Origin of the sequence: Sphingomonas sp. NBWT7 (assembly GCF_014217605.1) — a bacterium.
Taxonomy (GTDB): Bacteria; Pseudomonadota; Alphaproteobacteria; order Sphingomonadales; family Sphingomonadaceae; genus Sphingomonas.
Window position 1 is genome coordinate 1,568,526 of sequence record NZ_CP043639.1, and the last position, 18,745, is coordinate 1,587,270.

17 protein-coding genes are annotated in these 18,745 nt (G+C 67.3%); 9 read left to right on the forward strand and 8 right to left on the reverse strand.

Annotated elements, in window-relative coordinates:
- Positions 1-451 precede the first annotated feature (451 nt).
- On the forward strand, positions 452-1,459 hold the full coding sequence (locus F1C10_RS07865; protein WP_185209932.1) for a hypothetical protein: 1,008 nt from the start codon (positions 452-454) through the stop codon (positions 1,457-1,459).
- 12 nt (positions 1,460-1,471) lie between these two features.
- On the opposite strand, the gene F1C10_RS07870 is transcribed toward F1C10_RS07865, so the two are convergent.
- The 3 genes from F1C10_RS07870 to recA all read right to left on the reverse strand — a co-directional run bounded on the left by F1C10_RS07870 (position 1,472) and on the right by recA (position 5,394).
- Complete coding sequence (locus tag F1C10_RS07870) at positions 1,472-2,116, reverse strand: glutathione S-transferase family protein (RefSeq protein WP_185209933.1); 645 nt, start codon at positions 2,114-2,116, stop codon at positions 1,472-1,474.
- A gap of 529 nt (positions 2,117-2,645) precedes the next feature.
- A complete protein-coding gene (locus F1C10_RS07875) occupies positions 2,646-3,476 on the reverse strand; it encodes a trans-aconitate 2-methyltransferase (protein ID WP_185209934.1) in 831 nt (276 codons plus the stop codon).
- A gap of 829 nt (positions 3,477-4,305) precedes the next feature.
- Complete coding sequence (gene recA, locus F1C10_RS07880; RefSeq protein ID WP_085808568.1) at positions 4,306-5,394, reverse strand: recombinase RecA; 1,089 nt, start codon at positions 5,392-5,394, stop codon at positions 4,306-4,308.
- A 241-nt stretch (positions 5,395-5,635) separates the two neighbouring features.
- On the opposite strand from recA, the gene F1C10_RS07885 reads away from it, so the two are divergent.
- The gene (locus F1C10_RS07885; RefSeq protein ID WP_185209935.1) at positions 5,636-5,980 is read left to right on the forward strand and encodes a hypothetical protein; all 345 of its coding nucleotides are present in this window, start codon (positions 5,636-5,638) and stop codon (positions 5,978-5,980) included.
- Between the two features lie 21 nt (positions 5,981-6,001).
- On the opposite strand, the gene F1C10_RS07890 is transcribed toward F1C10_RS07885, so the two are convergent.
- Both F1C10_RS07890 and F1C10_RS07895 read right to left on the reverse strand, forming a co-directional pair.
- Complete coding sequence (locus F1C10_RS07890) at positions 6,002-7,795, reverse strand: lytic transglycosylase domain-containing protein (protein WP_185209936.1); 1,794 nt, start codon at positions 7,793-7,795, stop codon at positions 6,002-6,004.
- A gap of 5 nt (positions 7,796-7,800) precedes the next feature.
- A complete protein-coding gene (locus F1C10_RS07895; protein ID WP_185209937.1) occupies positions 7,801-8,544 on the reverse strand; it encodes a uracil-DNA glycosylase family protein in 744 nt (247 codons plus the stop codon).
- Between the two features lie 128 nt (positions 8,545-8,672).
- Between F1C10_RS07895 and F1C10_RS07900 the strand changes: the two genes are divergently transcribed.
- The 6 genes from F1C10_RS07900 to F1C10_RS07925 all read left to right on the forward strand — a co-directional run bounded on the left by F1C10_RS07900 (position 8,673) and on the right by F1C10_RS07925 (position 13,796).
- Complete coding sequence (locus tag F1C10_RS07900; protein ID WP_185209938.1) at positions 8,673-10,334, forward strand: electron transfer flavoprotein-ubiquinone oxidoreductase; 1,662 nt, start codon at positions 8,673-8,675, stop codon at positions 10,332-10,334.
- Positions 10,335-10,661: 327 nt separating this feature from the next.
- Entirely contained in the window at positions 10,662-11,528 is an 867-nt protein-coding gene (locus F1C10_RS07905) for a 4-(cytidine 5'-diphospho)-2-C-methyl-D-erythritol kinase (protein WP_185209939.1), read from the forward strand.
- On the forward strand, positions 11,525-12,259 hold the full coding sequence (locus F1C10_RS07910; RefSeq protein ID WP_185209940.1) for an enoyl-CoA hydratase/isomerase family protein: 735 nt from the start codon (positions 11,525-11,527) through the stop codon (positions 12,257-12,259). Before F1C10_RS07905 ends, F1C10_RS07910 begins: the two co-directional genes overlap by 4 nt.
- 31 nt (positions 12,260-12,290) lie before the next feature.
- On the forward strand, positions 12,291-12,818 hold the full coding sequence (gene moaB / locus F1C10_RS07915) for a molybdenum cofactor biosynthesis protein B (RefSeq protein ID WP_185209941.1): 528 nt from the start codon (positions 12,291-12,293) through the stop codon (positions 12,816-12,818).
- Positions 12,819-12,908: 90 nt separating this feature from the next.
- Positions 12,909-13,196 carry a hypothetical protein gene (locus F1C10_RS07920; protein WP_185209942.1) on the forward strand — a complete coding sequence of 96 codons (288 nt, stop codon included), beginning with the start codon at positions 12,909-12,911 and terminating at the stop codon, positions 13,194-13,196.
- Positions 13,197-13,349: 153 nt separating this feature from the next.
- Positions 13,350-13,796 (forward strand): PA2169 family four-helix-bundle protein, encoded by a 447-nt coding sequence (locus tag F1C10_RS07925; RefSeq protein ID WP_185209943.1) that lies wholly within the window; start codon positions 13,350-13,352, stop codon positions 13,794-13,796.
- A gap of 121 nt (positions 13,797-13,917) precedes the next feature.
- Here the strand turns inward: F1C10_RS07925 and F1C10_RS07930 are convergent, their stop codons facing one another.
- From F1C10_RS07930 to F1C10_RS07940, 3 genes are all read right to left on the reverse strand, one after another.
- Positions 13,918-14,199, reverse strand: a complete 282-nt coding sequence (locus F1C10_RS07930) for a hypothetical protein (RefSeq protein WP_219729801.1) — start codon at positions 14,197-14,199, stop codon at positions 13,918-13,920.
- A 424-nt stretch (positions 14,200-14,623) separates the two neighbouring features.
- On the reverse strand, positions 14,624-15,196 hold the full coding sequence (locus F1C10_RS07935) for a hypothetical protein (RefSeq protein WP_185209945.1): 573 nt from the start codon (positions 15,194-15,196) through the stop codon (positions 14,624-14,626).
- A 160-nt stretch (positions 15,197-15,356) separates the two neighbouring features.
- Complete coding sequence (locus tag F1C10_RS07940; protein ID WP_258043129.1) at positions 15,357-15,527, reverse strand: hypothetical protein; 171 nt, start codon at positions 15,525-15,527, stop codon at positions 15,357-15,359.
- A gap of 180 nt (positions 15,528-15,707) precedes the next feature.
- Here F1C10_RS07940 and uvrA point away from each other — a divergent pair, with 180 nt between their 5' ends.
- Positions 15,708-18,623, forward strand: a complete 2,916-nt coding sequence (gene uvrA / locus F1C10_RS07945; RefSeq protein WP_185209946.1) for an excinuclease ABC subunit UvrA — start codon at positions 15,708-15,710, stop codon at positions 18,621-18,623.
- Positions 18,624-18,745 lie beyond the last annotated feature (122 nt).

An 18,745-nucleotide genomic window follows, 5' to 3' on the forward strand; every position in this document is an offset into this window, starting at 1 on the left:
GTCTCGCGTCGGCCGGAATGCCAGCTACCTTGTCAACCATCCCATGATGGCAACGCCGGCCGTGCTCTGCTGGAGGTCATCGAACGGCGGGCCCGCCGTTCGATCAGAGCATGAAGCGACGCCGCTTGCCGTTTTCACCGCCCCGCCCCGGCCCCGGCCGTTACCGATCGTGCTGCCGGCGCTTGTCCTCAGCCTGGTTATGCTCGTGGTCCGCTCGCCGCACGGCATCCGCTCGCCGCTGCAGGACGACGCAACGTACCCTCACGTAACCCGAAACCTCGTTGAGGCCGTCGCCCGGAAAGGATGCCCATCGCCAGGCGCGTCGCGCGGCACCCCGGATGCCGCGCGCTGCCGGCAGCCGCTTCACCCGCCATCCCACGATGGTGACGCCCGCCGTGCTCTGCTAGGCTAACCGAGCGGCGGCCCGCCGTTCGATCCGGAGCATGAAGCGATGCCCCTCGCCGTTCCCGCCGCCCCGCCCCGGCCAAGGCTGTTAGCGATCGTGCTGCCGGCGGTCGCCATCGGCCTCGCCGCGCTCGTCGTACGCACCCCGCTTGCCGCCGCGCATCCGCTCGCCGCCGCACTGTTCTGGTCATGGGTCGTGGCTGATAGCGCGCTGCTCGGCCTCCTCGCCGGCACCGACGGCCGGCCGACCCAAGCCGCGATCCTCGCGCGTCTCGCCGGTGCCGGCGTCGTCGTCTGGGCCGCTGCACCGATCCCAATCCGCGAGATGCTGAGCGCCAATCCCGCCTGCGGCGTCCTGACGATTGGCCTCGTAGCGGCGCATCTGGCGATCGGCGCGGTCCGCGCGCATCGTCTCCTGCGTCAGCGTGGCGAAGAGCCACGCCTTCGCCTGATCTCTGCGCTATCCGCGATCCTGCCGCCGGCTCTTGTCCGCGTCGCGGCGGCGGAGCTCGCGATCATCCATATTGCGCTGCTACGCTGGGGCGGCGCAGTGGACGTGCCCCCGGGCAGCTGCGCATTCGGCTATCATCGCCATCTCGCGCCGATCAGCATCGCGCTGCTCGTCCTGTCGTCGATAGAGATCGGCGTCGGGCATCTCGTCCTGATGCACTTCAGCCGCACCGCCGCACTCGTCCTGATGGGCATCAGCCTATTCGGGCTGATCTACCTCGTCGGATTGATCAAGTCGTTCCGCTACCGTCCGATCCTGCTCGGCCCAACCACGCTGCGCGTGCGCGCCGGCTTCCTGATCGACGTCGACGTTCCCCATGCCGTAATCGCCAGCGTCGACACGGGTATCGCCGGCGAGGTGGTACGCGCGCCCGGCACGCTCAACGCAGCGCTGCTCGCCTGGCCCAACGTCGTGCTGCACGTCGATCCGCCCGTGTGGCGTCACCGTGCGCTGCGCACGCCCCGCAGCTACGATCGCATCGCTTTTCGCGTCGACGATCCCGCGCCGTTCCTCGATCGCTTGCGTTACGCAATCGCGCCGTAGGGCAGGCGGCGGTCACGCATAAGCATAGGGCCCGCCCTTCGCGAGTGCGGCCTGATACGCCGGCCGGGCGTGCACCTTGTCGAGCCACGCGATCGTCGCCGGGCGCGAGGCGTCCAGCCCGCCGCGGCTGCGCGCCGCCTCGAGCGGGAAGCTCATCATGATGTCCGCCGCCGTCATGCTCTCGCCGGTGAACCACGGCCGCGTCGCCAGATGCGCCTCGACGAAATCGAGATGCGTGTCGATCATCGGCTGCACGCGCTTGATCGCGCTCTTGCCGAACAGTGGCACGCGGCCAAGCACCAGCTTGAGCAGTAGCGGCGGCATCATCGATCCCTCGGCATAGTGCAGCCAGTAGCGGTAATCGAGCGCGCCCGCGCGCTTCGCCGGCGCACCCAGCCGCCCGTCCGCCTTGTCGACCAGATATTCGACGATCGCGCCCGTTTCCGCGATCACCCGCCCGCGCCCGTCGACCACGTCGTCGCTGTCCTCGATCACCGGCGATTTGCCCAACGGGTGCACGCGCTTGAGCGCTGGCGGCGCAAGCATCGTCTTCTTGTCCCGCTCGTACCGCTTGATCTCGTACGGCAGCCCAAGCTCCTCGAGCATCCACAGGACGCGTTGCGAGCGGCTGTTCTCGAGATGGTGAACGATGATCATCGCGAAACGTCTCCTCGCCCGCCGGTTGCCGGGCACACGCCTCACACTAGCCGCGCCGCGCCGCGCAATGCCAGCGCGAACGCGCCGTGAAATCCATATCGCCCGGACGAACGCTGCGGCCGCGCAAAGCCTTGGCGTTACGGCACGGTCGGCTGCCTCGGCCGCATCCACTCACTCAATCGAGACGACTTCGGGAACATTCCGGGCCCCTCGCTCGGCACTCAACCTATCGCTTGCGGCATGCGCGTGCGCCGTCACGATCCATGCCGCAGCCGGAAAGTCGAGCACATCGCCACACGCCCGCGTCACAAATTGTGCGTGAAGCCCGTCGGCCAACGCCAGCCGTTTGCCCCGTGCTTGGTGCTCGATGCTTGACCGGCCGCCCGCCTCACGCGCGCGCCGTCACGATCTACGCTGCGGCCAGGAAATCGAGCACATCGCCACGCGTGAATCGCGATATGCGCGCGCAGCCGGTCGGCTAGCCGCCGCCCTCGCTCGACCCGAGCTTAAGGCTCAATCGACCGCCTGCTCACGCGCGCGCCGTCACGATCCACGCCGCCGCCGGGAAGTCGAGCACATCGCCCCGCACGTGCGTCGCAAGATGTGCGCGCAGGCGGTTCACCAGTACCGGCCGATCCGCCTCGTTCGCCGCGGCGAAGAGCTTCGATACAGTCCCGATACGGCGAAAGAAGTCGGCGCCGTCCCCCGCCGGATCAGGGCCCGCGCCCGCGCAATAGCGATAGTCCGCCGCCGCAATGCACACGTCGCCGAAACCCGCGCCGGTCAGTAGATCGACGATCGTCGTCCGATCGGCGAAGGCGAACGGCCCCGGCGCGTAACCGTGCGGCGGGTCGAGCCTGCCGCCGAGCGCCGCGATCGTCCCGGCCGCCCACGGATTTTCCGCCGGCGTTCGGAAGCAGGAAAAAACCAGTGCGGCGCCCGGCGTCATGGCCGTGCGAATGCCGGCGAAGGCCGCGCGCGGATCGTCGAAGAACATCACGCCATGGCGCGACACCGCCAGGTCGTAGCGCGGCGTCGCGCCCAATGCCGCCGGCACCGCACCGACCGCAAAGGTCACGTTGCCCGCCCCCTGCCCGGCCGCCCGTGCGCGCGCGACGTCGATCAGTGCCGGCGACAGATCGAACCCGTCGATCGCGAGGCCGGGGCGTGCCGCCGCGAGCGACAGGCTCGTCACCCCCGCCCCGCATCCCAGATCGGCCGCGCGGCCATCCTCCGGCGCCACCGCCGCGATCGCGACATCCAGCTGACGCGAGAGATCCGCGAAGCTCCGATCCGTCCGCCGCCACTCCGCTGCCCACACGTCGCCCACGCGGGTCTGCCATTCGGGTGCGGTGGTCATGCGTCGGTTCCTTACGGCTGGTGCGGACACGATAAGCGTCTGCGTACCGCCGCGATAGGATCAGCCGGACGTCGCCGCACTGACGCCATCGCCTGGAGCCGGACGCAGCCCCTCAATCATTCCCAACCGACGATCCTCGAGTTGGCATGCGACGCGCAATCCCGAGAGAGCGACGCCCCATCCTTAAAGCGCGGTACGAGAACCGACCACTCATCGGAGTGATTACGCCATCGCAGGGATAGCCGCGACAAGCAGGCACGATATTTTGCACGGCTTCGACACGAACCCCATGATCCTGCCGCCCCGACCTATCTAACGGCCAGCGGTCGTTCGCCACGATGATCAGCCCGCAAACCGTGCCTGCTGGACGGAAACCAGACCCTACTCGTACTCAGACAACGTCCGCACGATATCGAACAAACGCCGTCACCGAGCGCGAATGAACTCCGGCCGGGTCGCTGCAATCAGCGGTCCCGGAGCGGTATCGGACGACTAGACTAGATGGCCGTCTGCCATAACCGGCGGCCCGCCCGCGATAGCCCGCGCGTATAGCTTCACGTCCGGTAATCACCCTCCGACGAGCATGTGGATCCTAGATTACCTAGCCCACGATGCCCAACGCCCAATGCCCGATGCCCGATGCCCGATGCCCGATGCGATTTTGCTGCAGCCCTTAAGGCAAGGCCAAAACGGCGGCGCGAAACAGAAGCGAGAAAGACGCCCGCCGCTGCCCGTCACGGCTTCACCCATCGCGCAAGTTTCGAAAAACGAAAAAGGGCCGGTCGCGCGCGGCGGCCGGCCCATTTCACGTACTGCCGATGGCTTCGGCTCAGACGTCGTCGTCGTCGCTCGGACCGGCCATCAATTCCTCGCCGAGCCCTTCCTGGCGCCCGCGAATCTGCTTCTCGAGCCGCTCGGCGACCTCGACGTTCTCGCGCAGGTAGTTCTTCGAATTCTCGCGCCCCTGCCCGATGCGGATCGAATCGTAACTGAACCACGATCCCGACTTCTCGACCAGGCCGGCCTTGACGCCAAGATCGATGATCTCACCCAGCTTGGAGATGCCCTCACCGAACATGATGTCGAACTCGACCTGCTTGAACGGCGGGGCGACCTTGTTCTTGACCACCTTGACGCGCGTCTGGTTGCCGGTCGCCTCCTCGCGATCCTTGACCGAGCCGATGCGCCGCACGTCAAGCCGCACCGAAGCGTAGAACTTGAGCGCATTGCCGCCCGTCGTCGTCTCGGGACTGCCGTACATCACGCCGATCTTCATGCGGATCTGGTTGATGAAGATGACGAGGCAGTTCGAACGGCTGATCGTGCCGGTCAGCTTGCGCAACGCCTGGCTCATCAATCGTGCCTGCAGGCCGACGTGGCTGTCGCCCATCTCGCCCTCGATCTCGGCGCGCGGCACCAACGCGGCGACCGAATCGACCACCAGCACGTCGATCGCGTTCGATCGCACCAGCGTGTCGACGATCTCCAGCGCTTGCTCGCCGGTATCGGGCTGCGACACGATCAGATCGTCGATATTGACGCCAAGCTTCTTGGCATAGGCCGGATCAAGCGCGTGCTCGGCATCGACGAACGCCGCCATGCCGCCGGCCTTCTGCGATTCGGCGATCGCATGCAGCGCCAGCGTCGTCTTGCCCGACGATTCGGGGCCGAAGATCTCGACGATCCGTCCCTTGGGCAGCCCGCCGACGCCGAGCGCGATATCGAGCCCGAGGCTGCCGGTCGACACCACCTCGACCTTCATCGCCTCCTTCTGCCCGAGCTTCATCGCAGAGCCCTTGCCAAAGGCGCGATCGATCTGCGCGAGGGCGGCGTCGAGCGCCTTCTGACGGTCCGCGCTCTGACGGTCTGCGGTCGGGCTAGCCATGTTAGCTGGTATCACCTTGAGATTGGCGGCCATGAAGAGCCCTTTCGCTAGAGCATGCGCGCGAACCATTCAACGCGGCAACCAGCATGTATTACGTTTGTTCTCGTGGAACAAGTAGCGAACAAGCGTTTTTTCGCTCAATCGCTTGGCCTCCTCCACCGCATCCGAAGCGCAGCGAGGGCGGTATCGAATCGACATCAACCAATGCTAGCGGCGCCGGATTGTGCATGACGAACAAGCGCGCCCCGAAAGCATCATCTCGGTCCTTGGCTTCTTGAGCATACCCCTGCTCGCCGTCACGGGGCTGGCGCTACGTTCTTGTCCGAGCCTGAGCTTTCCACCGAACGAGGCGCGGCGAAAGGAGTTGATCGCGCTCGCGATCCGAGAAGTTGCGCAGGCGGGACCGAACGGTGCCGAGAGCGTCGCTGCGGCGCCCCTCGCCGACGATTGCTGCGTCGTTTACAGCGGCTGGGGCGAACATCAGATAAGCGACATCGCCGGCTCGATGAGTGTCGCTCGCCACATCGTGACAATCCAGTGGAACACCCCACGCCACACGCATCTATATGTCGTGTCGCTCGGCGATGATTTCCGCGCGATCGACATTACCGGGCACTGACCCGCGGCGGCAGGCCCGCCGCTACTGCGCGCTCGCCACCGTCGTCGTGCCCGCGCCCGGCGCGACCGCCGCGTTCACCGCCACCGTGTTGGCGGCGGGGCGGCCGGCGATGCGCACCGCGGCATCGCCCTTCATCCCCGGAAAGCGCGGCCACATCCCCTGCGCCAGCGCCGATCGGCTGGCGGAGGCGCGGCGCCCCGTCTGCCCCTCGTACATCCAATAGTTGCGCAGCACCGTCACCACGTAGCCGCGCGTCTCCCAATAGGGGATGCTCTCGATGTAGAGCAGCGGATCGCCATTATCGCGCACCAGCGAATTCCACTCGCCGACAGGCTTGGGCCCCGCATTGTATGCCGCGATCACCTTGGGCAGCAGCCCCTGCGTCAGTCCCATGTCGCGCAGCTTTTCCAGATGGCGCTGCCCGATGTCGATGTTGGTCGACGGCCGCGTCAGCGCGCTCTTGTCCACAGAGATACCGCGCTCGCGCATGTAATCGGTCGCCGCCGCCGGCATGATCTGCATCAGGCCATAGGCGCCCGCGGGCGACACAACCTTGTTGCGGAACCCCGATTCCTGCAGCGTGTGCGCGTAGACCAGCGCCTTGTCGACACGCCACCCGGTGTCGGGCGTCCAATTGGGCGTGGGATAGCGCGTGTCGGCGGTCGCGACGAAACCCTGCGGGCAATTGTGCGCCAGCCACACAACGCTCGCCGGCAGGTCGAGCTGCTCGGTCACGCGCACCAGGCTGGCAAATTCCGCCGCCGGGCCGATCTTCGCCTGCTGGCGGATCACCTGGTCGGCCGCGTCGTTCTCGCCGATCTCGGCCAGCGCCGCGGCGACGCGCACGTTGGGTCGCCGCTCCAGCGTCGCCCAGTCGCTCGTCACGCGCTGCGGCTTGGTTGCCGTGCTCGTCATGCCGAGCGACTGGCGGGCGATCTGACCGTAGAAGGTCTCGCCATATTGCGCCGCGTTCTTCAACCGCGCCTCGATCCGGTCGGGCCGCCCGCACGTCATGTCGGCGCGGCTCGCCCAGTAGAGGCCGGCAGCGCGCATGTCGGTGTCACCCGCGCGCGCCGACACCGCCTCGAAGCCGGCGCCCGCCGCCTGGCAGTCGTTCTGCCGCCACGCCGCCAGCGCCGACGTCCAGCGCGCATGCGTCGCCCAGTCGCCTTGGCCGCGGGCCGCCTTGTCGCCCATCCGGCGCGCGTCGCCGTCGAGACCTTGCAGGAAATAGATCCACGCGATGCGCGATTGCCACTCGGTCTCGGCCTCGAGCGTCAGCCCGCCGGTCTCCCCCAGCAGCGCTTCCGCCTCGCGCCCCATGTCGCCCTTGACGTAGGGCGTCATGCGCTGGGCGAGATCGGCGGCGATCGCATCGCTCTTGGTCGCCTTGGCGCGCACGCGCGTCGGCGCGCCGTCCTGCCAGATCAGCCGCTGCGCGGTCGGCAGCACCGGCAGCTCCGCCGCGCCGCGCGCCTTGGCGAGCCGCGCCAGCACTTCCGCCTGCGGCAGTTCGGGCGCTTCGGTCAGCAGCCGCACGAGCGGCTCGAGCTCGACGCGCGGCGATCCCTTGGCGGTGTACAGTTCGGCGCGGGCGTAGCTGTGCAGCGGCCCGGTCGCCATCGCGTCGAGCGCGAGCTGCGCATCCTGCCAGCGGCTGTCGCGGATCGCGGCAAAGACGGTGCGATACTGTTCGCGCTGCGCGACGGAGAGCTGCGCCGGCGCCGCGGGCGTCGCGGCCTCGACCGGTCGCGCGGTCTGCGCCGCGGCGATCGCCGGCGTCATCGCACCCATCGCGGTGGCAGCAAGCAACATTCGGATCACGATAAACCCCCGATCAGCAACTGCAGGTCCTTCCACGATTCAGCCTTCAGCGCCGGCCGCTCGAGCAGCATGCGCGGATGGAAGCTCGCGGCGACCGCGGTCACTCTTCCGCCGTCATGGTTAAGTACGTGTAAACCGCCGCGCGCTGCCATGACGTTCGCCGACAGGATCGCACGGCTCGCCGCATCACCCAGCACCAGCAGCCGTTTCGGCGCGACAAGCCCGGCATGATGACGCGCGATCTCGCTCAGCCGCGCCTCCAGGTCGCGCGGCATCCGCCCCGCCGTCGGGCGACGCGCGCACACGCTGGCGAGGTGCACGTCGTCGCGGCTGCGGCCGATCGCGGCGAGCATGCGGTCGAACAACCGCCCCGCCGCGCCGCCGAGCAGCGAATCGCCCGCGTCGCGCTCGGGGCAATCGATCAGCACCATCAGGTCGGCGGTGACCGGGCCGGACGCGGCGACCAGCGCCCCGCCCCACCCCGCCTCGGGCGCCGCCTCGCCGATGCGCCAGCGCAGGAATTCCTCCGCCGTCGCGGGCAGGGCGGCGGCTGGCAGCGCGCTCGCCGACACCGCAGGCGCGCGCGCCGCCGGTGACGCTACGGCTTCCTCATGCGCCGCCTCGTCGCTCAGCCATTGGAACGGCGCGTCGCCCACCAGCGTGTCGACGCCGGCGTCGCGCCACCACTCGAGCGCGCTGTCGGCAAGTGCCTGCCAGTTGTGGTTTTGATCGGCCCCCATCCCATATCCATTAGCGCAATGGTTGACGAAGCGGTCAATTCGCTCGACAGCCGATGGGGACGGGACGTTGCCGGCGTGCGCTCGATCGCGCGCGTTTCCAGATCGACGCCGGCGGATGGAGTAGAATGATGAGCGAACGCGAGTCGATGCCGTATGACGTGGTGATCGTTGGCGCGGGCCCTGCCGGCCTGTCGGCGGCGATCAGGCTGAAACAGCTCGCGGCGGAGAAAGAGGTCGAGATCTCGGTCTGCGTGCTCGAGAAGGGCAGCGAGGTCGGCGCGCACATCCTGTCGGGCGCGGTGGTCGATCCGCGCTCGCTCGACGAGCTGCTGCCGAACTGGCGCGAGGACGGCTGCCCGATGGCCGAAGTTCCGGTGACGGAGAACCTCCACTGGGTGCTGACCAAGACCGGCAAGTTCACCCTGCCTCACCTGTGGACGCCGCCGTTCCTGCACAACAAGAACACCTATACCGGCAGCCTCGGCAACATGTGCCGCTGGCTCGCCGGCAAGGCGGAGGAGCTCGGCGTCGAGATCTTCCCCGGCTTCGCCGCGGCCGAAATCCTCTACAACGACGACGGCAGCGTGAAGGGCGTCGCGACCGGCGACATGGGCGTCGCGCGCGACGGCACGCACAAGCCCGATTATCAGCCGGGGCTCGAGCTCCACGCCAAATACACCTTCTTTTCCGAGGGGTGCCGCGGGCATCTGTCGAAGCAGATCATCCGCCAGTTCGATCTGGCGCGCGACAGCGATCCGCAGGTCTACGGCATCGGCATCAAGGAGCTGTGGGATATCGATCCCGAGCAGCACCACCCCGGCCGCGTCATTCACACGCAGGGCTGGCCGACCAGCGAAACGGAGGGCACCAACGGCGGCAGCTGGCTCTATCACCAGGCGAACGGCCAGGTCAGCCTCGGCTACGTCGTGTGGCTCAACTATTCCAACCCGCACCTCTCGCCGTTCCACGAGATGCAGCGCTGGAAGACGCACCCGGAAATCTCCAAGATCCTCAAGGGCGGCAAGCGCGTCAGCTACGGCGCGCGCGCGATCAGCGACGGCGGGCTCCAGTCGATCCCCAAGCTCGTCTTCCCGGGCGGCGCGCTGATCGGCGACAGCGCCGGCTTCCTCAACGTGCCGCGTATCAAGGGTACGCACACCGCGATGAAAAGCGGCATTATGGCGGCGGAAGCCGCGGTCGAAGCGGTCATCTCGCAGCGTCAGCACGACGAGCTTACCGCCTATCCGGCGGCGTTCGAGACGAGCTGGGTAAAGAAGGAGCTGTCGATCGTCCGCAACGTCGTGCCGCTCGTCAAGAAGTTCGGCGACTTTCTCGGCTCGGGGCTCGCCGGCATCACGATGTGGGCGGAATATCTCGGCCTCAAGATGCCCTTCACGATGAAGCACCATCCCGATCACGAGACGCTGTGGCGCAAGGATCTGGTGTCGAAGATCGACTATCCCAAGCCCGATGGCGTGCTGACGTTCGATCGCCTCTCGTCGGTGTTCCTGTCGAACACCAACCACGAGGAGGACCAGCCGGTCCACCTGACGCTCAAGGATCCGTCGATCCCGGTCGAATACGATCTGCCGATGTACGACGAGCCGGCGCAGCGCTACTGCCCGGCCGGCGTGTACGAGATCGTCGGCGAGGACACCGGCGATCCCAAGTTCGTGATCAACGCGCAGAACTGCGTCCACTGCAAGACGTGCGACATCAAGGATCCGACGCAGAACATCAACTGGGTGGTGCCGGAGGGCGGCGGCGGCCCGAACTATCCCAATATGTGATTGCTGGCCCGCTGGGTTGCCCGTCGCCGCTGCCGGTCGTTATGCGGCAGCGACGGGGCGACGGGGCGACGGGGCGGCGGGCACGCGGCGTTCATCGACGATCGGCGCGTCCTTCGCGCTGCCGCCTCCAGGTCCGATCGCAGCGCGACGCGGAACAACCGATGCCATTACCGATGAGCACGTCGATCACCCTGCCGTCCCGAGCAGCTTTACGCTCGCCCGTATTTCAGACGGCGGAAACGATCCTACAGGCGTCACGTCTGCCGTCCGCCACGAGGAGCCTTCCGCACGCCGTACCGCGCCAATCTTCGAACGCTGCGTGATAGGATGACTACGCCGCCCTCCGCCCCCGGGACGCCGATCGTCGAGCCCGCCCCGGCGAAGCTCAACCTCGCGCTTCACGTGCGCCGCCGTCGCGTGGACGGCTACCACGATCTCGAGACGCTGTTCGTCTTCTGCCGCGACGGCGACACGATCACGCTCGCCAACGCCCCCGCCGACTGCCTCACCGTCACCGGCCCCTTCGCCGCCGCGCTCGGCGCGTCGGGCGCAGCCGCCTGGCCCGCCGACAATCTCGTCACCCGCGCCGCCGACGCCTTCCGCGCGGCGTTCGGCGTCTCCGCGCGCCACGCCATCAGGCTTGAAAAGAACCTGCCGGTCGCCTCGGGCATCGGCGGCGGCTCCGCCGATGCCGCCGCGACGCTGCGCGCGCTCGCCCGCCGCCACGGCGTAGCGCTCGACGATCCGCGCCTCCTTGCGATCGCCGCCGCGCTCGGCGCGGACGTGCCCGCCTGCCTCCTCGGCCGAACGGCCTTCGGCACCGGCAAGGGCGACGCGCTGGTCGCGCTCGATGCGTTCGCCGGCACGCCCGTGCTACTCGTCAATCCCGGCGTCGCCGTCTCGACCGCGGCGGTGTTCGCCGGCTGGGACGGCGAGGATCGCGGGCCGCTCGACCCGGCCGATCCGCTCGCCGGCCGCAACGATCTCGAGCCGCCCGCCCGCGCGCTCGCCCCCGTCATCGACACGGTGATCGCCCGCCTTGCCGCACAGCCGGGTGCGACGCTCGCGCGCATGTCCGGCTCAGGCGCAACGTGCTTCGCGCTGTTCGGGACGCCCGCACAGGCGAGCGCCGCCGCCGCCACGATCGCCGTCGCGCATCCCGATTGGTGGCAGCTCGCCACCACGCTCGCATGATCCGCCTCGTGCAGGACGGTGCGATCGCGCGCCTCACGCTCGACCGCCCCGATCGCCGCAACGCGCTCGCCACCCCCGACTGGCAGGCGCTCGCCGATACGATCGCCGGCATTTCGCGCGACGCCGCGGTCGTCGTCCTAGCCTCCTCCACCCCCGGCATCTTCTGCGCCGGCGCCGATCTCGGCGATCTCGCCCGCCTCGCCGACGCGCCCGAGCGACGCGCGCCCTTCCGGCTCGCGATGCGCGCCGCGATCGACGCGCTCGCCGCGCTACCGATGCCGGTCGTCGCGCTGATCGACGGCGGGTGCTTCGGCGCTGGCGTCGCGCTCGCGCTCGCCGCGGACCTGCGCGTCGCCACCCCCGCGGCCGCGTTCGGCGTGCCCCCCGCAGCGCTCGGCATCGCCTATCCCGCGGAGGACGTCGCCCGCCTCGCGCAGCGCACCGGATCGGCGCAGGCCGCGCGCCTCCTGTTCACAGGTACGCGCATCGACGCCGCCGAGGCGCAGCGCATCAACCTCGTCGACATGCTCGCCGACGATGCTATCGCGGCCACGCAGACCGTCGACCAGATCGCCGCCAACGACGCCGCCGCGCTGCGCACGCTCAAGGCGATGCTCGCCCACCCCGCCGATCCCGCGCACGCGCAGGCGTTTGAGGACAGTTTCGCCAGCCCCCGCTTCGCCGCCGCAACGCAGCGCTATCGTACGCGTCCCAATCCGTCGGCCGGTTGAACCGCGCCGCCTGCCGCGCGATAGCGACGCGATGCCGATCGATCAGACCCGCCACTTTATTCCCGTCCGCATCGCGGTGCTCACCGTGTCCGACACGCGCAGCCTGGCCGAGGACCGCTCGGGTGACACGCTAGTGCAGCGACTGACCGACGCCGGCCACACGCTCGCCGATCGCGGCATCCTGCGCGACGATGCCGACGCGATCGTCGCCCAGCTCCACGCCTGGATCGACGACGAGGGTATCGACTGCATCGTCACCACCGGCGGCACCGGGGTCACCGGCCGCGACGTCACGCCCGAGGCGATCGAGCGCGTTGCCGACAAGATGATCCCCGGCTTCGGGGAGCTGTTCCGCTGGCTGTCCTTCCAGTCGATCGGCACGTCCACCGTCCAGTCGCGCGCCTGCGCCTGCGTCGCGCGCGGCACCTATCTGTTCGCGCTCCCCGGCTCGACCGGCGCGGTGAAGGACGGGTGGGACGGCATCCTCGCGACGCAGCTCGACAGCCGCCACACCCCCTGCAACTTCGTCGAGCTGATGCCCCGCCTGCACGAGCGCTAAGCCGCCCCCGGACCGGCTATCGCGGAACTCGTTGCGCCGCCGGATCATTTAGGACGACCGATCTCAACGACGGATACAGGGAGAATGACTATGCGTATCGCACTCAAGGCCGCCGGCATGGCGACGCTGCTCGCGCTCGGTGCGTGCGGCGGCAACGCCGACGATCGCGCTGCCGACAACATCGAATCGATGGCCGAGAACAAGGCCGACGCGCTCGAGGATCAGGCCGATCGCACCGGCAACGAGGCGGTCGAGGACGCGCTCGAGGACCGCGCCGACAACGTTCGCGAAGTGGGCGACGATGCCGCCGACAAGGCCGACGACAATGACGACCCGCGCGTCGAGAATCAGGCCGGCGCCGTCATCAACCAGATGTGATGCTATGGTGGGCCGGCGGCGTCGCCCGGCGCCCCGGCCCGCCGATCAACCTTCTCTATCGCAAACCATTGGGGGCCTTTCGCGCGTGCGTCGTTCGACGCTGCGACCAAAGCGCGCCACGATCGTTCACCGGCCTCCAGTAAGGAGTAACCGATGACCACCGACCACGACGTTTCCGTGCTGAACGGCCTGATCAAGACCACGCTCGACAGCATGAAGGGCTATGAGGACGCGGCCGAAGACGCCGAGAAGACGCAGTTCGCGACGATGTTCGCCGATTTCGCACGCGATCGCAGCAAGGTCGCCGGCGATCTCCAGGCGCAGGTCCGCAGCCTCGGCGGCGATCCCGAGACCGACTCGAGCATTCTCGCTGCCGCGCACCGCACCTTCATGGATCTGAAGCAGGCGTTCACCGGCAAGGACGACAAGGCGATCATCCAGGAGGTCGAGCGCGGCGAGGACTTCATCAAGGACAAGTTCGAGACCGCGATGAGGGACACCGATCTCTCCCCCGCCACCACCACCGCGATCGGCGACGCCTATCGCTCGGTGAAGGAAGGTCACGACAAAATGAGCGCGCTCAAGCACTCGATCGCCTGATCGCCGAACGCGCCCGGCCCGCCACGCGCGGCGCCGGGCGTCGTTGCCCGCCGTCGCGCTCGTTGATCGCCGGCCGGACCGCCGCGATACCGCCCCGACGCGAACCGCGCCTACCGCCCCGTTACAGCAGCCGCGCCTGCGCCTCCGTCGTCTCGCACGCCGCGCGCCGGAACGCTGCGGTCGGATCGACACAGGGGATGTCCGGCCGCTTGCCGTCGAACAGCTCTGCCAGCGTCACGATCTGCAACCGGGGATAGCTCTTGCCCGTCGCCTCGGCGCGAAACACCCCCACCGCCGCCGCCTCGCGCTCCATCACCTTCGTCGGCAGCGCCTTGGTAATGGACACCCCGATCGGCGCCTTCTCGCGCTCCATCGCCGAGTGCAGGTCGCGGATCATCTGCACGGCGACGTTTTGGCTGCCCTTGACCGAGATGAGCGCTGAGCGCGATGAATTGGTTCCTCGGTCGAAAACGACCAAAACAGCGTGCAAGTATCCGAATTGATCCAGATTTCCACACGCTGCGTTCGGCGAATTACTCAGCTTTGTGAGGCGTCGCCAAGTGCTTAAGGCTTCTGGTTCTGTGACATCACCGATGCGCCGAGTGATTTCCGCTCGGCTACCGTCAGCGATTTCCCGCGCATCGCCTTGCTGGCGATCGATGTGACAGTTTTGCCGCTGTCACGCGGCGTCGGCGGTTTCCCGCGACCTTTCCTTGCCATTGACATTCAATCGCAAAATTGACGGTTTCGCCACGATTGAATATGTATGGCCCCGGCGTGTCGGCCGGGGCCTGCCGGTCTTACCGGCTAGTTACCTAACAATGCCGTCACGCTGAACCACCTCCCTCCGTACTAGACTGGGAGTTAAGTTGCGGGTGCGAGGGGGTTGCCGCCCCCTCGTCCCGGTCGGTTGGTTTGGCCGGAGCCTCCCCAATCTCGTCAAGGGGCAGTTCATCCCCCATAAGTGCGTCAAAATCGGCCTCGTTCAGCTTCCACACTCGCCCTTCAAGCCGAATACGCTCGGCCTCCTTTAGGCGGGAGAGTTGAGGGCTCAGGCTAGTGCGCGCGATGTCGAGTCGCCCCCACTCCTGCCGGAAATGAACAAGCAATTCGTTTGCCGTAGCGCCGTTCGCGAAGCGTTCTGCAAGCGCACGAACGATCATCTGCTTCATCGTCATGTGTTGCGCATCTGGATGTGCAAGACGCGCGTGATATGCCGCTGATCGCTCGCTGGCATCATTGCCCGATGCCGCGATGGGATCGCTCGTCATCGCAGCGATACCAGCTTCAATCTGGCGAAGTTCCTTCTCTATACCACGCATGGTCGTGCGCACCGCCTCGAGTCGACCACTCAGGTCGGCACGGCGCTGACGCAGCATACGAAGCGAATCGGTTTCCATCGCAAGCCCAGATACGCAAAGATCCGAAAGAGTTGCAACCCATCGTTGCACACAACTTTCAGATAATTTTTTTCTGGACTCCTTTTGTTCTCGGCGGCTCGAGGGTCGCCAGCAAATCTAATTCTAAACGGCGGGCTTTTGTCGCGCAGTTCGCACAATCTTATCGTGTTTGCCCAGCCGTTGCCCGGTCGTTCCAGTGCCACGTGTCCTCGAACGGCTCCATCTGCGCGTCCGATTGCGTGCCGGTCGGTGATCGGAACAGGATGTTGTAACTGGTATTCGAATTGAACGGCGGGTCGAGATAGACGAGGTCGACGCTCTCGTCGCGCACGTGCGCGCGTAGCACGTCCAGATTGTCGCCCCCGTTTGTCGGCGCGCTAGAGCCGGTTGGTCATCGCCGCACTGTAGCGCCGCTGCGCCGCGCGGCAATCGACCCACTCGCAACCCCGCGCCCCTCTTCCTACATTGCCGGCCTATCCTCCCGACCGGAACGGAAGTAGAACCCGCCTTTATGCTGACCCATATTTCCGTCCGCGGCGCGCGCGAGCACAATCTGAAGGACGTGAGCGTCGATATCCCGCGCGATACGCTGACGGTGATCACCGGCCTGTCGGGCTCGGGCAAGTCCAGCCTCGCCTTCGACACCATCTATGCCGAGGGCCAGCGCCGCTACGTCGAATCGCTGTCGGCCTATGCGCGCCAGTTCCTCGAGTTGATGCAGAAGCCCGATGTCGATCATATCGAGGGCCTCTCGCCGGCGATCTCGATCGAGCAGAAGACCACCAGCCGCAACCCGCGCTCCACCGTTGCGACGGTGACCGAGATCTACGATTACATGCGCCTCCTCTGGGCGCGCGTCGGTATCCCCTATTCGCCCGTCACCGGCCTGCCGATCGCGGCGCAGACCGTCAGCCAGATGGTCGACCGCGTCATGGCGCTGCCCGAGGGCACGCGGCTCTACCTGCTCGCCCCCGTCGTGCGCGGCCGCAAGGGCGAGTATCGCAAGGAGCTCGCCGAGTGGCAGAAGGCGGGCTTCACCCGCGTCCGTATCGACGGTGAGATTCACGAGATCGACGAGGCCCCCGCGCTCGACAAGAAGTACAAGCATGACATCGAAGTCGTCGTCGATCGCCTCGCGGTGAACGCCGACATTTCGACGCGCCTCGCCGACAGTTTCGAGACCGCGCTGAAACTCGCCGAGGGCCTCGCCTATGTCGATCTCGCCGACGGCGTCGTGCCGGGGCGTGAGGATGAGGCGGCGTCGGGCGGCCAGATGAAGAACGCCGGCATCCCCGCCAACCGCATCGTTTTCTCCGAGAAGTTCGCCTGCCCCGTCTCCGGCTTCACCATCGCCGAGATCGAGCCGCGCTTGTTCTCCTTCAACGCGCCGCAGGGCGCCTGCCCGGCGTGCGACGGCCTCGGCGAAAAGCTGATCTTCGACGAGGATCTCGTCGTTCCCAACCACGCGCTCACTATCAAGAAGGGCGCCGTCGTCCCCTGGGCGAAATCGAACCCGCCCTCGCCCTATTACATGCAGGTGCTGGGCAGCCTCGCGCGCGAGTTCGGCTTCAGCCTCGACACCCCCTGGTCCGACCTGCCCGAGGAAGTCCACCAGACGATCCTCCACGGCACCCGCGGCAAGCCCGTCACCCTCACCTTCATCGACGGCAAGAAGAGCTACGACGTCAAGAAGCCGTTCGAAGGCGTCATCGGCAACTTGAACCGCCGCATGCTCCAAACGGAAAGCGCGTGGATGAAGGAGGAGCTCGGCAAGTACCAGTCGTCGCAGCCCTGCGAGGTGTGCCACGGCGCCCGTCTCAAGCCCGAGGCGCTGGCGGTCAAGGTCGCGATGCAGGACATCAGCCACGCCACCCACCTCTCGGTGGTCGACGCGCTCGCCTTCTTCACCGACCTGCCGAGCCACCTCAACGATCAGCAGCGCGCCATCGCCGAGCGTATCCTGAAGGAGATCGTCGAGCGCCTCGGCTTCCTCAACAACGTCGGCCTCGACTACCTCAACCTCAACCGCACGTCGGGCACGCTGTCGGGCGGCGAGAGCCAGCGCATCCGCCTCGCCAGCCAGATCGGCAGCGGCCTCTCGGGCGTCCTCTACGTCCTCGACGAACCCTCGATCGGCCTGCATCAGCGCGACAACGACATGCTGCTCGCCACGCTCCGCCGTCTGCGCGATCTCGGCAACACCGTGCTTGTCGTCGAGCATGACGAGGATGCGATCCGCACCGCCGATTACGTCATCGACATGGGGCCCGGCGCCGGCGTCCACGGCGGCAGCATCGTCGCGCAGGGCACGCTCAACCAGCTCCTCAAGTCCAAGGGCTCCGTCACCGCCGATTACCTGAACGGCACCCGCGAAGTCCCCGTGCCCGCGAAGCGCCGCAAGGGTTCGGGCAAGAAGCTGACGGTGCACAACGCCACCGCCAACAACCTGACGGGCGTCACCGCGTCGATCCCGCTCGGCACCTTCACCTGCATCACCGGCGTCTCGGGCTCGGGCAAGTCGAGCTTCACCATCGACACGCTCTACGCCGCCGCCGCCCGCGCGCTGAACGGCGCGCGCATCCTCGCCGGCAAGCACGACAAGGTCACCGGGCTCCAGCATCTCGACAAGGTGATCGACATCGATCAGTCGCCGATCGGCCGCACCCCGCGCTCGAACCCGGCGACCTACACCGGCGCCTTCACCCAGATCCGCGACTGGTTCGCCGGCCTGCCGGAGGCGCAGGCGCGCGGCTACAAGCCCGGCCGCTTCTCGTTCAACGTCAAGGGCGGCCGCTGCGAGGCGTGCCAGGGCGACGGCCTGCTCAAGATCGAGATGCACTTCCTCCCCGACGTCTACGTCACGTGCGACGTGTGCCACGGCGCGCGCTACAATCGCGAGACGCTCGAGGTGAAGTTCAAGGGGCTCAGCATCGCCGACGTGCTCGACATGACGGTCGAGGACGCCGCGGAGTTCTTCAAGGCCGTCCCCCCGATCCGCGACAAGATGGCGATGCTGGTCGAGGTCGGCCTCGGCTACGTCAAGGTCGGCCAGCAGGCGACCACCCTCTCGGGCGGCGAGGCGCAGCGCGTCAAGCTTGCCAAGGAACTCGCCCGCAGGGCCACCGGCAACACGCTCTACATCCTCGACGAGCCGACCACCGGCCTACACTTCGAGGACGTGCGCAAATTGCTCGAAGTGCTCCACGCGCTTGTCGAGCAGGGCAACACCGTGGTGGTGATCGAGCACAACCTTGACGTCATCAAGACCGCCGACTGGGTGCTCGATCTCGGGCCGGAAGGCGGCGTCAAGGGCGGCGAGATCGTCGCCGAAGGCACGCCGGAAGTTGTGGCGGCGGAACCGCGGAGCTTTACGGGGAAGTATTTAGCACCGTTGTTGGGGAAGCGGGAGGCGGTGGCGGCGGAGTAGGCTAGCGGCGGAATAGAAAGCCTACTACCGTTCACTATGCCTCTGCAACTTTACCCGAAAGCAAAGTCTGCCATGATCGAGGCACTGCGGAATGGAATTCCGCATGTCAGGGTAAAGGATGG